Source organism: Massilia sp. SYSU DXS3249, assembly GCF_053668055.1.
Window position 1 is genome coordinate 1 of sequence record NZ_JBSIPX010000028.1, and the last position, 13,976, is coordinate 13,976.

General features: G+C 64.1%; 10 protein-coding genes. 8 read left to right on the top strand and 2 right to left on the bottom strand.

Translation table 11 applies throughout. The features are described 5' to 3' along the window. Positions 1–414: 414 nt before the first annotated feature. Both ACWCIA_RS22110 and ACWCIA_RS22115 read right to left on the bottom strand, forming a co-directional pair. Positions 415–909, bottom strand: a complete 495-nt coding sequence (locus ACWCIA_RS22110) for a sterol desaturase family protein (protein WP_454166639.1) — start codon at positions 907–909, stop codon at positions 415–417. Further along, positions 902–1,678: a fatty acid desaturase gene (locus tag ACWCIA_RS22115; protein WP_454166640.1), complete on the bottom strand. Its 777-nt coding sequence runs from the start codon at positions 1,676–1,678 to the stop codon at positions 902–904. Before ACWCIA_RS22115 ends, ACWCIA_RS22110 begins: the two co-directional genes overlap by 8 nt. Positions 1,679–1,962: 284 nt before the next feature. Between ACWCIA_RS22115 and ACWCIA_RS22120 the strand changes: the two genes are divergently transcribed. The 8 genes from ACWCIA_RS22120 to ahpF all read left to right on the top strand — a co-directional run bounded on the left by ACWCIA_RS22120 (position 1,963) and on the right by ahpF (position 13,918). Next, a complete protein-coding gene (locus ACWCIA_RS22120) occupies positions 1,963–2,493 on the top strand; it encodes a GNAT family N-acetyltransferase (RefSeq protein WP_454166641.1) in 531 nt (176 codons plus the stop codon). A 141-nt stretch (positions 2,494–2,634) separates the two neighbouring features. After that, complete coding sequence (uvrA, locus tag ACWCIA_RS22125) at positions 2,635–5,211, top strand: excinuclease ABC subunit UvrA (protein WP_454166642.1); 2,577 nt, start codon at positions 2,635–2,637, stop codon at positions 5,209–5,211. Between the two features lie 89 nt (positions 5,212–5,300). Next, complete coding sequence (locus ACWCIA_RS22130) at positions 5,301–8,783, top strand: response regulator (RefSeq protein ID WP_454166643.1); 3,483 nt, start codon at positions 5,301–5,303, stop codon at positions 8,781–8,783. An 8-nt stretch (positions 8,784–8,791) separates the two neighbouring features. Continuing rightward, positions 8,792–9,622, top strand: coding sequence for a CheR family methyltransferase (locus ACWCIA_RS22135; protein WP_454166644.1), 831 nt, complete (start codon positions 8,792–8,794; stop codon positions 9,620–9,622). After that, entirely contained in the window at positions 9,619–10,227 is a 609-nt protein-coding gene (locus tag ACWCIA_RS22140) for a chemotaxis protein CheB (RefSeq protein WP_454166645.1), read from the top strand. Before ACWCIA_RS22135 ends, ACWCIA_RS22140 begins: the two co-directional genes overlap by 4 nt. Further along, the gene (locus ACWCIA_RS22145; RefSeq protein ID WP_454166646.1) at positions 10,224–11,441 is read left to right on the top strand and encodes a hybrid sensor histidine kinase/response regulator; all 1,218 of its coding nucleotides are present in this window, start codon (positions 10,224–10,226) and stop codon (positions 11,439–11,441) included. Before ACWCIA_RS22140 ends, ACWCIA_RS22145 begins: the two co-directional genes overlap by 4 nt. 222 nt (positions 11,442–11,663) lie before the next feature. Then, entirely contained in the window at positions 11,664–12,227 is a 564-nt protein-coding gene (gene ahpC / locus ACWCIA_RS22150; protein WP_454166647.1) for an alkyl hydroperoxide reductase subunit C, read from the top strand. Positions 12,228–12,328: 101 nt separating this feature from the next. Next, complete coding sequence (gene ahpF, locus ACWCIA_RS22155) at positions 12,329–13,918, top strand: alkyl hydroperoxide reductase subunit F (protein ID WP_454166648.1); 1,590 nt, start codon at positions 12,329–12,331, stop codon at positions 13,916–13,918. Positions 13,919–13,976 lie beyond the last annotated feature (58 nt).

A 13,976-nucleotide genomic window follows, 5' to 3' on the forward strand; every position in this document is an offset into this window, starting at 1 on the left:
TCAACCGAAACAAAACATGCAGCTAGTAACCAGTTGAGCGAACCCTGCATTGGCTACGTAACGCATTTTTCCTGTAGAGTTACTTCATCAGGAACCTTCTTGCCTAGGAGTTTTTCAACGCAATAGGTCGTTAGCGGACGCTCCAATAGGTCTGCTATCGTCCGAAGCGGACGTAGGGAGTAACCTTGCCCAGAACGTATGGTTCTGCTGTCACCGCGCTATTCGCGGCAAGCTCCTAACGAGTTGCCCGGCATTCTGAGACCTGCGCGTCTGGACCACCAGCTTGTAAAGTCTGCTTTGCTCGGCTTGCCCTGGAGGACATGGCTACTACACCTCATCGTGCGCGCAACACCGCGCATAGACCTGTAACAGCACCCCGATCAGTGCCGGGGTGGCGGGCTGGTCCCGGTCCAATCAAGCGTTAGTAGAACAAGGCCGCTTGTTTTCCTGCAGCTTCTGGCGCAGCCTGGCAGCAGGCTCGGCATAGATGAATCCAAACGACACACAGCCATCACGACCTTTTACCGCGTGATGCAAGCGGTGGGCCTGGTAGACGCGTTTGAGGTAGCCTTTGCGCGGCACGTACTTGAATGGCCAACGCTGATGTACCAGACCGTCGTGCATGAAGAAATACAGCACGCCGTACATCGTGATGCCAAGGGCGATCCACCACAATGGCCACCACCAATTGGCGCCGAAGTACAGTGCAATGGAGAACGCGGCGAAAACGAGGGCGTAGAGATCGTTTTTCTCCAGCGCCGCGTCATGCGGTTCGTGGTGGGACTGATGCCAGCCCCAGCCCCAGCCATGCATGATGTGCTCATGCGACCAGGCTGCAAACCATTCCATGAACACGATGGTCCCCAACACGAGCATGATGGGGATAAGGTAATGCAACAAGCTATCCATTCTCGACCTTGGGATATTCCGGGTTGATTGCCGACCGGCGCTTGGCCGGCAGTTTCCACCAGGGCAGCCATGGCGCGTCATGGTGCTCATGATGGTAGCCGAAATGAAAACAGGTCAGCAGGGACAGAAGATGCGGAAAGTCGTTGCTGCGGGCGCAGTGCCGGTCGCTGAACGGTATGTCATCGACGCGGTGCGGGCGATAAGTGCCGAAATAGAATAGCTGCACCGATGACAGCAGCGCCGGCAACGCCCAGAACACCAGCATGGTCGGGAAGCGCTCGCGCAGGATGAGCAGGTAGATGACCACGGCAACGGTCAGCATCCCGAACTCGCGCCAGCCAAAGTAGTGGCGGAAGAATGTGAAGTACCACGGCCAGAAGCTCCTGGGATGATCGATATCGAAATCGGGATCGTCGGCCGTGCCGGCATGGCGATGGTGGGCGTGATGATTTTCGTAGAGCTTGTCATACGAAAAGCCGGCATAGATGAAGACGCAAAAGCAGCCGATGGCGCGGTTCAGCCACGGATGGTGCGGCGCCAGCGAGCTGTGCATCGTGTCATGGGCGACAATGAACAGGCCAACGCTCAGCCAGCACTGCAGGGCAACGACAACAGGCGCCGCGAGCCAAAGCCATGGCGCCGTCCAGTCGACCAGGAAGATCGCGCTGACATGGACGGCCAGCCATGTGCTGATCACCAGGCCCGCAAGCACCAGTCCGACCGCTGTAGCAGCACTGCTGACCCGTCTATCGGTCGTCGATGTCGCCATGTTGGATATCCCTAGGACCGAAGTCTTGACCTGGACACCAGCAGGGCCGGCGTCGTACCCACGACGGCCAGGGCCAGCAGCCAACCCGGTTCCGGCAGCAGCTCCATCGGGTCTTCTCCGCGCCAGAGCACCCATGACAGGCACAGGTTCAAAATGAAACGTTTGATTTCTACGGACGAATGTTAACATGGATATATGCCTGGGCTAGCGCGAGACGTCCTTGCCAACTGAGCGCAAGCCGGCAATGGACGGCTTATCTGGAACCACTACATGGAATCTGACGCATGAATAGCGAGTTCAACACTTCTGTTCCATACCTTCACACGGAACGACTCAGGCTTCGCGAATATCGGCGGAATGACTTTGACGCATTCGCAGCGCATTGCGCCGACCCTGTCAGCGCAGCCCATTTAGGTCCGGCCGACCGCCAGGCCGCATGGCGGATCTTCTGTTCGCAGGCAGGGCTATGGCTCATCCATGGCGCCGGATGGTGGGCTGTCGAGGAAAAGGAAACCGGTCGGCTCGTCGGGAGCGTTGGCGCGTTCTTTCGCGAGGACTCCACTGTGATGGAGCTTGGCTGGAATACCTATCGTGCCTTTTGGGGCCAGGGATTCGCGAACGAAGCGGCGGCGGCAGCCTTGCATCATGCGCTCGAGATCCGGCGCGAACCGAAAGTGCGGGCGCTCATCGCTTCAGCCAACGAATCGTCGCTGCGCGTTGCCAGGCGCCTTGGCCTGATCCATGAAGCGGAGACCGAGATATACGGCAAAGCGGTCGGCATCTACACGCGTGAGCGGGGCGGCTCGGTCGTCTAGGCCTGCGGGACTGCACGGGTAGCTGTTTGCCAGGCCCGCAATGCGTCAGGCGCTCTCTGGGCGACGGTGTGTCAGCGCACCGTCACCAGCGCTTCAGTACGGTCTAATGGGTGCATCGACAGCAAATAGCGGGGCAGGGCCATGCGCCGGAAAACAGAAGAGGGCGGAGCGAATGGAGGAGCGGCCGGCGGCGAGCAGCGCCCCGGCTTCGTGCGCGTGCGCGGGGCGCGCGAGCACAACCTGAAGGACGTCAGCCTCGACATCCCGCGCGACGCGCTGGTGGTGTTCACCGGCGTGTCCGGCTCCGGAAAGTCCTCGCTCGCCTTCGGCACCCTGTACGCGGAAGCGCAGCGGCGCTATCTCGAATCCGTGTCGCCCTACGCGCGCCGCCTGTTCCACCAGATGCCGGTGCCGGAAGTCGACGAGATCGACGGCCTGCCGCCGGCGGTCGCCCTGCAGCAGCAGCGCGGCTCGCCGACCACGCGCTCCTCGGTGGGCAGCGTCAGCACGCTCTCGAATTCCCTGCGCATGCTGTATTCGCGCGCCGGCGACTATCCCGAGGGGCAGGAGCTGCTGTACGCCGAATCGTTTTCGCCGAACACCCCGGAAGGCGCCTGTCCCGAATGCTCGGGCCTGGGCCGCGTCTATGAAGTGACCGAACAGTCGCTGGTGCCCGACGACAGCCTGACCATCCGCGAGCGCGCGGTGGCCGCCTGGCCGCCGGCCTGGCACGGCCAGAACCTGCGCGACATCCTGGTGACGATGGGCTACGACGTCGACACCCCCTGGCGCGAACTGCCGAAGAAAGACCGCGACTGGATTCTGTACACCGAGGAGACGCCGACCGTGCCCGTGTACGCCGGCCTCACGCCGCAGGAGACGCGCGCGGCGTTGAAACGCAAGGACACGCCGAGCTACCAGGGCACTTTTACCGGCGCGCGGCGCTACGTGCTGCAGACCTTCGCCAACACCGAAAGCGCGTCGATGAAGAAACGGGTGGCGCGCTACATGGTCAGTACCGAATGCCCGCTGTGCCGCGGCAAGCGCCTGCGCCAGGAAGCCCTGTCCGTGACCTTCGCCGGCGCCGACATCGCCGACATCTCGCGCATGCCGCTGGCGCGCCTGCATGCGCTGCTCCAGCCGTATGCGCGTGGCGAAGGCCCGCAGGATGCGCGCCAGGCGAAACTCCATCCCGAGCAGCTGATCGTCACCCGCCGCATCGCCGAAGACCTGGTCGCGCGCCTCGACGTGCTGCTGGCGCTGGGGCTGGGCTACCTCGCGCTGGAACGCAGCACGCCGACGCTGAGTCCCGGCGAGCTGCAGCGGCTGCGCCTGGCGACCCAGGTACGTTCGAGCCTGTTCGGGGTCGTGTACGTGCTCGACGAGCCTTCGGCCGGCCTGCACCCGGCCGACACCGAGGCGCTCCTGACCGCGCTCGACCAATTGAAGGCCTCGGGCAATTCGCTGTTCGTGGTCGAGCATGCGCTGGACGTGATCCGCTGCGCCGACTGGATCGTCGACGTCGGCCCGGCCGCGGGAGAACGCGGCGGCGAAGTGCTCTACAGCGGGCCGCCCGAGGGTTTGAAGAAGATCGAGGCCTCGCAGACGCGGCGCTACCTGTTCGACGATGCCGCCACTGCCGAACGCGTGCGGCGCGAACCCGCCGGCTGGCTGCGCCTGGAAGGCGTCAGCCGCAACAACCTGGAGAATCTGTCGGCCGAATTCCCGCTCGGCGTGCTCACCGCCGTCACCGGGGTGTCCGGCTCCGGCAAATCGAGCCTGGTGAGCCAGGTGCTGGTCGACCTGGTGGCCGGCGAGCTGGGACAGGGCACGCACGCGGAGCAGCAGGAAGAGCCCGACGACCTGGAACAGGAAGCGGCGATGCCGCTCGAAGGTCGCATCGTGGCCGGCATGGAGACGGTGCGGCGCATGGTGCGGGTCGACCAGAAGCCGATCGGGCGCACGCCGCGCTCGAACCTCGCCACCTACACCGGCCTGTTCGACCAGGTACGCAAACTCTTCGCCGCCACCAAGATGGCGAAGTCGCGCCGCTACGACGCCGGCCGCTTTTCCTTCAACGTCGCCAAGGGCCGCTGCGAGACCTGCCAGGGAGAAGGCTCGGTGATGGTCGAGCTGCTGTTCCTGCCGAGCGTGTACGCGCCGTGCCCGGCCTGCGAGGGCGCGCGCTACAACCCGCAGACGCTGGAAGTAACCTACAAGGAGCGCAACATCGCCGAGGTGCTGGGGATGACGGTCGATGCAGCCTATGAGTTCTTTGCCGGCGAAGCGCTGGTCGAGCGCTCGCTGGAGGTGCTGCGCGAAGTCGGCCTGGGCTACCTGCGTCTGGGCCAGCCTGCCACCGAACTGTCCGGCGGCGAGGCCCAGCGCATCAAGCTGGCGACCGAACTGCAGCGCGCCGGCCGTGGCAACACCCTGTATATCCTGGACGAGCCGACCACCGGCCTGCACCCCTCGGACGTCGACCGCCTGATCGTCCAGCTCGAGCGCCTGGTCGACGCCGGCAACACGGTGGTCGTGGTCGAGCACACGATGCGCGTGGTGGCCGCCTGCGACTGGGTGATCGACATCGGGCCGGGTGCCGGCGACGAGGGCGGCACGGTGGTGGCGGCCGGTCCGCCCGAGAAGGTGGCGCGCGCGGCAAGGAGCCGCACGGCCTCGTATTTACGGCCGTATTTACGCCCTGAACAAGGGGGATGAGCGAGGGGAGGAGGGCGCACGGTTGAACGTGCCCCAGCGTCACAATTGCGTTACACTTAGGATATTTTTCCTTAAAATAATCGCAATACATGACCGGCACCTCGCTCGATAACACCCAGTTTCGCCGCATTCTCTCGCGCAACGTCGCCCTGCCGCTCAGCCTGAGCGTGCTCAGCGCGATCGTGTTCGTCGCGATCGTTGCCTACCTCGTCAACGTACTGAACCGGGTCGAGCATTCGCAAGAAGTGATCGGCAACGCCAACGAGGTCAGCAAACTCGTCGCGGACATGGAGGCCGGCATGCGCGGCTATGTCATTTCCGGCGACGAAAGCTTCCTCAATCCCTACACGGTCGCCAAGCCCAAGGTCGACGTCGAACTCGACAGGCTGCTCGAGCTGGTGGCCGACAACCCGAGCCAGGTCGCCCACCTGAACCGGGTGCGCGGCGCACATAGCGAATGGGCGAGGTTCCTCGACCAGATGATCGGGCGCCGCCGCGCCGGCGACAACGTGGCCGAGGCGATTGGCAGCGGGCGCGGGAAAAGCCTCACCGACGACATGCGCAGCCAGTTCGCTTCCTTCGTGGCCAGCGAACGCGCGCAGCTGCAGGCACGCGGCGAGCAGGCGCGCTCGGTCATCACCTGGTCGGTCGGTTCCTACCTGCTGCTGACCCTGATCGTCGGCGGCCTGCTGGCGGCGGCGGGCCGGCGCGAGCTGGTGCGCCTGTCGACTGCCTATAACGACGTGCTCAAGCACGAGAACGAACACAATACCGAGCTGCGCCACCTGAGCTGGCTGCGCACCGGCCAGACCGAACTGGCGGCGAAAAGCATCGGCCTCAATTCCCTGGAGACGCTCGCGCATACCGTGCTCGACCATGTGGTGCGCTACCTCGGCGGCTCGGTGGCGGCGATGTATTTCCGCAGCGACGACGGCGTCATGCGCCGCATCGGCGCCTTCGGTTTCTCGAACGAAAACGAAGAGCACGCCAAGGTGATCCAGCCTGGCGCCTCGCTGGCCAGCCAGGCCGCCAACGAAAACCGCCTGCTGCGCGTGAAGGAATTGCCGGACAACTACATCAAGGTGGGCTCGAGCCTGGGCGAGACCGCGCCGCGCGAGATCGTGATCGCACCGTTCGCGAATTTCGGCAAGGTCAAGGGCGTGATGGAAATCGGCTTCCTGCATCCGGTGCGCGAGCGCGACATCGAATTCCTGAGGCTCGTCGGCGACGCCATCGGCGCTTCGGTGGGCGCCGTCGTCTACCGCCAGCGCCTGCAGGATGCGCTCTCGGAAAGCCAGGCCCTGAACGAAGAGCTGCAGGTGCAGCAGGAAGAACTGCGCACCGCCAACGAGGAACTCGAGGAACAGTCGCGCGCGCTCGAGGAATCGCAGACCAGCCTGGAAAACCAGCAGGCCGAACTCGAACAGACCAACGACCAGCTGGCCGAGCAGGCGCTGAACCTGGACATGAAGAACGCGGCCCTGACCGAAGCCCAGGAGCAATTGCGCGCCCGCGCGCTGGACCTGGAGCGCGCCAGCCGCTACAAATCCGAGTTCCTGGCCAACATGTCGCACGAGCTGCGCACGCCGCTGAACAGCTCGCTCATCCTTGCCAAGCTGCTGGCCGACAACGTGCCGGGCAACCTCAACGAAGAGCAGGTGCGCTTTGCCCAGACGATTTATTCGGCCGGCAACGACCTGCTGCACCTGATCAACGACATCCTCGACATCTCCAAAGTCGAGGCCGGCAAGCTCGAACTGCTGCCGGAAGACCTGCCGATCCGCCGCACGGTCGAGGGCCTGGGCCGCACCTTCGAGCCGCTGGCCAAGCAGAAGGACTTGCGCTTCCAGGTCACGGTCGAGCCGAACGTGCCGCCGACCCTGCACACCGACCGCCAGCGCCTCGAGCAGGTGCTCAAGAACCTGCTGTCGAACGCGGTCAAGTTCACCGAGCAGGGCGAAGTGCAGCTGCACGTCGGCGCCACCGAGGAGGGCTGGATCCAGTTCACCGTGACGGACTCGGGCATCGGCATCGCCCAGGACCAGCAGGAACGCATCTTCGAAGCCTTCCACCAGGCCGACGGCACCGCCAACCGCCGCTTCGGCGGCACCGGCCTGGGCCTGTCGATCTCGCGCGATCTGACCAACCTGCTGGGCGGTTCCCTGGTCGTGACCAGCACGCCTGGCGTGGGCTCGACCTTCACCCTGAGCATGCCGAGGAACGGCACCGTGTCGGCTTCCCCGCCGGCCCCACGTACCGCCGCGCCGGCGCCGCGCCTGCCGAAGCCGGTCTTCGCACCGGAACCGGCGCCCGAGCTTCAGGAAAAACCTGAGGAACTCCCGGAAAAATCGCACTTCCCGGACGACCGCGAGAAGGATGCCGCCGGCGCCCGCACCGTGCTCGTCATCGAGGACGAGCCCGACTTCGCGCGCATCCTCTTCGACCTGGCGCACGACCTCGACTACCGCTGCCTGGTGGGGCTGACCGCCGGCGAAGGTCTGAAGCTGGCCGCCGAGGCAAGCCCGGATGCGATCCTGCTCGACATCCGCCTGCCGGACAGCTCGGGCCTGTCGGTGCTGCAACAGCTCAAAGACAACCCCGCCACCCGCCACATCCCGGTGCACGTGGTGTCGAGCATGGAAAATGGCGGCGAGGCGCTGCACCTGGGCGCCATCGGCTACGCGCTGAAGCCGACCACGCGCGAGCAGCTGGAAGACGTGTTCCGCAAGCTCCAGGAAAAGAGCTCGCAACAGATCAAGCGCGTGCTGCTGGTCGAGGACGACGAGCGCCAGCGCGAGAGCGTGGTGCAGCTGATTGCCGACGAGGACGTCAAGATCGACGCCGTCGGTTCCGGCGAGGAAGCCCTGAACCTCTTGCGCAGCGAGATTTTCGATTGCATGATCATCGACTTGAAGCTGCCCGACATGCAGGGCAAGGAATTGCTCGAGCGCATGTCGCACGAAGAACTGGTCTCGTTCCCGCCCGTCATCGTCTACACGGGCCGCAACCTGACGCGTGACGAGGAAGCCGAGCTGATGAAGTATTCGCGCTCGATCATCATCAAGGGAGCGCGTTCGCCGGAGCGCCTGCTCGACGAGGTGACGCTGTTCCTGCACAAGGTCGAGTCGCAGCTGTCGACCGAGCGCCAGCACATGCTCAAAACCGTGCGCGGCCGCGACCGCGTGTTCGAGGGCCGCACCATCCTGCTGGTCGACGATGACGTGCGCAACGTGTTCGCCCTGACCAGTGCCCTGGAGCAGCGCGGCGCGATCGTCGAGGTCGGCAGGAACGGCTTCGAGGCCATCGCCAAGCTCGACGAAGTCCCGGCCATCGACCTGGTGCTGATGGACATCATGATGCCGGGCATGGACGGCCTGGAAGCGACCCGCCGCATCCGCGCCGACGGCCGCTTCAACCGCCTGCCGATCATTGCCATCACCGCCAAGGCCATGAAGGACGACCAGGAACAATGCCTGGCCGCCGGCGCCAACGATTACCTGGCCAAGCCGATCGACCTGGGCCGCCTGTATTCGCTGCTGCGGGTCTGGATGCCGACCATGGAGCGCGTATAAGCCAGCCTATGAAACATCCACCCGACGACATCGATATCGAACTGCGGATGCTGGTCGAGGCGGTCTACCTCAAGTACAACTACGACTTCCGCGACTACACTGGCGCTTCGCAAAAGCGCCGGGTGCTGGTCGCCATGCGCGAGATGGGTTGCGAGACCGTATCCGACCTGCAGGCCAGGGTGTTGCACAAGCCGGAGGCCTTCGCCCAGCTGTTGCAATACCTGACCATTCCCGTCACCGAAATGTTCCGCGACCCCGAGTTCTACGCAGCCCTGCGCAGCCAGGTCGTGCCGCACCTGTCGACCTACCCGTCGCTGAAATTGTGGGTGGCCGGCTGCAGCACCGGCGAGGAAGTGTATTCGCTGGCGATCCTGCTGCACGAGGAAGGCCTGCTCGAGCGCAGCATCATCTACGCCACCGACATCAATCCGGAGTCGCTCGAAAGCGCGCGCCGCGGGGTATTCCAGCTCGACCGGATGCGCCTGTACACCGAGAACTACCAGAAGGCCGGCGGCAAGCGCGCGTTTTCCGATTACTACACGGCGGCCTATGGCGGGGCGCTGTTCGAGCGCAGCCTGGTCGAGAACGTGACCTTCGCCGACCACAGCCTGGCGACCGACACCGTGTTCTCGGAAACGCATTTCATCAGCTGCCGCAACGTGATGATTTATTTCAACCGGCGCCTGCAGAACCGGGTGCTGGGCCTGTTCCACGAGTCGCTCTGCCACCGCGGCTTCCTGGCGCTGGGCAGCAAGGAAAGCATCGACTTTTCCAGCCATGCCACGCGTTTCGAAGCCATTGCCCGGCGCGAGCGCATCTTCCGCAAGGCGGCCGAATGAAGGCGCTGCCGCAAGCCGTGGTCGAGGCCCTGGCCAGCCGCCGCATCGAAGCCGTCGTCATCGGCGCCTCGGCCGGGGGCGTCGATGCGCTGGTGGACTTGCTGCCGGCGCTGCCCGCGGCCTTCGGGCCGGCCACCGTCTGCATCCTGCACGTGCCGGGCGACCGCGAAAGCCGCCTGGCCGAACTGTTCGCCGCGCGCCTGGATTTGCCGGTGCGCGAGGCGCTGGACAAGCAACCAGTCGAACCCGGCACGGTGTATTTCGCCGGCGCCGGCTACCACCTGTCGATCGAACAGGAACGCGTTTTTTCCCTCAGCTGCGAGCCGCCGGTGCACTATGCACGTCCGGCCATCGACGTGCTGATGGAGTCCGCCGCCGATGCCTATGGTCCGGCATTGGCAGGCATTTTACTCACCGGCGCCAACATCGATGGCGCCGCGGGCATGCACAAGATCAGGCAGCGCGGCGGCCTGACGGTGGTCCAGGACCCAAAGGAGGCGCAGGCGGCGACGATGCCGCTCGAAGCGATCCGCAGGTGCGATGCGCACCTGGTCCTGCCGCTGTCCGCCATCCGCGAACTGCTGCCCCTGCTGGAGACAACATGAGCGACCATAACCTGAGCAAACTACTGATCGTCGATGACCTTCCCGACAACCTGCGCGCGCTCGACGCCCTGATCCGCGACGAGCAGCGCCTCGTCTTCCACGCGCACTCCGGGGACGAAGCGCTCGCGCTGCTGCTCGAGCACGAGTTTGCATTGGCCATCCTCGACGTCCAGATGCCGGGCATGGACGGCTTCGAACTGGCCGAGCTCATGCGCGGTACCGAGCGCACGCGCAACATCCCGATCGTCTTCGTCTCCGCCGCCGGGCGCGAACTGAACTATGCTTTCAAGGGCTACGAGACGGGCGCCGTCGACTTCCTGTATAAACCGCTGGATCCGGACGCGGTGCGCGGCAAGGTCAACGTCTTCGTCGCGCTCGACCAGCAGCGGCGCGAAACGCGGCGCCAGATGGAAGCGCTGGAAAAGAGCCGGCGCGAGCAGGAAGTGCTGCTCGCGGAACTGAATGCGACGCAAGCCGAACTGCAGCGCTCCCTGCGCATGCGCGACGAGTTCATGTCGCTCGTCGCCCACGAGTTGCGCACGCCGCTGAACACGCTGTTCCTGGAAACCCAGATGCGCACCCTGCACCTCAAGCGCGGCAACCTGGCCGCCTTCGCGGGCGAGCAGATGGGCGCCATGGTCAAGCGCGACGAACGCCAGATCAAGGCCATGATCCGCTTGATCGACGACATGCTCGACGTCACCCGCATGAGGAACGGCACGCTGTCGGTGCGCCCGGCCCAGGTCGAGCTCATCGGCATGCTGGAGCGCGTGGTGAGCGACCTGTCGCTGCAGGCCGCGGCCAGCGGCTGCGCCATCGCCCTGGTGCCGCACCCGCCGGTGACGGGCTGCTGGGACGAGTTCCGCATCGAGCAGGTCGTCGTCAACCTGCTGACCAATGCGCTGCGCTACGGCGGCGGCTGCGACGTGGAAGTGAGCGTGGCGGTCGAGGGCAAGTGCGCGCGCATTGACGTGGCCGACAAGGGGAAGGGCATTTCGCCGGACGACATCGAGCGCATCTTCCAGCCCTTCGAGCGCGGCGCGCGCAATGGCGAGCCGAAGGGGCTCGGCCTGGGCCTGTACATTTCGCGCCAGCTGGCCACCGCCCACGGCGGGGATCTGAGCGTGACCAGCGTGCCGGGGCAGGGCTCGACTTTCAGCTTGCTGCTGCCTTGCGATGTGACGGTGGCTGAGCCGGCACCGGCACCGGCCTGAGCAGAAGCGCAGGATCGTACGGCGCGCGGTTGCAAAGCGCGCGCCTTTCAATCACACTGACAGGTCTCTTGCGAGACCGACATCCCTGCCAAGCGGGTTTTGCTTCGTCTCTGCGATAGTAGAAATTAATCGATAGTATCGAATCAATTAATTTTACAAGCGACCGCAAGCGCTTTACACTTGCATTCATCAACTTTGATACACAACACAACAGGAGCTTCCATGTCCCTTATCAACACCGAGATCAAGCCTTTCAAAGCCACCGCTTACCACGCTGGCAAGTTCATCGACCTGACCGAAGAACAATTCAAAGGCACCTGGTCCGTCCTGATGTTCTACCCGGCCGACTTCACCTTCGTCTGCCCGACCGAACTGGAAGACCTGGCTGATTTCCAGCCTGAATTCGAAAAGATGGGCGTCAAGGTCTACGGCGTGTCGACCGACACCCACTTCGCCCACAAGGCATGGCACGACACGTCGGAAGCGATCAAGAAGGTCAACTACCCGCTGATCGGCGACCCGACCGGCGTCCTGGCACGTAACTTCCAGGTCATGATCGAAGAAGAAGGCCTGGCACTGCGCGGCACCTTCGTCATCAATCCTGAAGGCCAGATCAAGGTCATGGAAGTGCACGACAACGGCATCGGCCGCGACGCTTCGGAACTGATGCGCAAAGTGAAGGCTGCCCAGTACGTCGCCGCCCACCCAGGCCAGGTCTGCCCAGCCAAGTGGACCGAAGGCGCAGAAACGCTCACCCCATCGCTGGATCTGGTTGGCAAGATCTAAGTAGTTGCAGCAAGCAGTAGATAAGTAACACGCAGGACCCGGACACTGGCCCGCGCAAGGCCGGCCAGTGTCCAACCCCTACAGAATTCAAGGAAAACATCATGCTGGAAGCAACCCTCAAGAAGCAATTACAAGCCTATTTGGAAAAAGTGGTGCAGCCGATTGAGATCGTTGCATCGCTCGATGACTCGCCAAAAGCGCGTGAAATGCAGGACCTGCTCAAGGAAATCGCTTCCCTGAGCGCCAAGATTACCTACCGCGAAGACGGCAGCGGCGTGCGCAAGCCGTCCTTCGCGATCAACCGCGTCGGCACCGACATCGGCATCGAATTCGCCGCGATTCCGCTCGGCCACGAGTTCACCTCGCTGGTGCTGGCCCTGCTGCAGGTCGGCGGCCACCCGATCAAGTTCGACGAGGCGGTCATTGAACAGATCAGGAACCTCGACGGCGACTACGTGTTCGAGGCCTTTATTTCGCTGTCCTGCCATAACTGCCCGGAAGTGGTGCAGGCGCTGAATTCGATGTCCATCATCAACCCGCGCATCAAGGTCACCACCATCGACGGCGGCCTGTTCAAGGATGAAGTCGAGTCGCGCCAGATCCTGGCCGTGCCGATGATGTTCCTGAACGGCGAGCACTTCGGCCAGGGCCGCATGAGCGCCGAGGAAATCCTCGCCAAGCTCGACACCGGCGCCGGCAAGCGCAAGGCTGCCGAACTGAGCAAGAAAGAAGCCTTCGACGTGCTGATCGTCGGCGGCGGTCCTGCCGGTGCGGCCGCGGCGATCTATGCCGCCCGCAAAGGCATCCGCACCGGCGTCGTGGCCGACCGCTTCGGCGGCCAGGTGCTCGACACCCTGGCGATCGAGAACTTCGTTTCGGTGAAGGAAACCGAAGGCCCGAAGTTTGCCGTATCGCTGGAAGAGCACGTCAAGCAGTACGAGGTCGACATCATGAACCTGCAGCGCGCCGCCAAGCTGGAAAAGAACGGCAAGCTGTTCGAAGTGACGACCGAAGACGGCGCCGTGCTGAAATCGACGTCGGTGATCATCTCCACTGGCGCCCGCTGGCGCGAAATCAACGTGCCGGGCGAGAAAGAGTACAAGAACCACGGCGTGGCGTACTGCCCGCACTGCGACGGCCCGCTGTTCAAGGGCAAGCGCGTGTCGGTGATCGGCGGCGGTAACTCGGGCGTGGAAGCGGCGATCGACCTGGCCGGCATCGTCGAGCACGTGACGCTGATCGAATTCGGCGCCGAACTGCGCGCCGACGCGGTCCTGCAGCGCAAGCTCTACAGCCTGAAGAACGTGGACGTGATCAAGAGCGCCCAGACCACGGAAATCCATGGCGACGGCAAGAAGGTGACGGGCCTGTCGTACAAGGACCGCAACAGCGGCGAAGTCAAGACGGTCGAGCTGGCCGGCGTCTTCGTGCAGATCGGCCTGGTGCCGAACGCCGAGTGGCTGAAGGACACGCTGGAGCTGTCGCCTTACGGCGAGATCGAAGTCGACGCCCGTGGCGAAACCTCGATCCCGGGCGTGTTCGCCGCCGGCGACGTGACGACCGTGCCGTTCAAGCAGATCGTCATCGCCGTGGGCGAGGGCGCCAAGGCTTCGCTGGCAGCGTTCGACTACATGATGCGCTTGCCGACCGAAGAGACGGATGCGGTGGATATGGAAGCGAAGGCTGCGTAAGTAAGCGGAGCAGGAAAACGAAAACGCCATCCCGATGCAGGTCGGGGTGGCGTTTTTT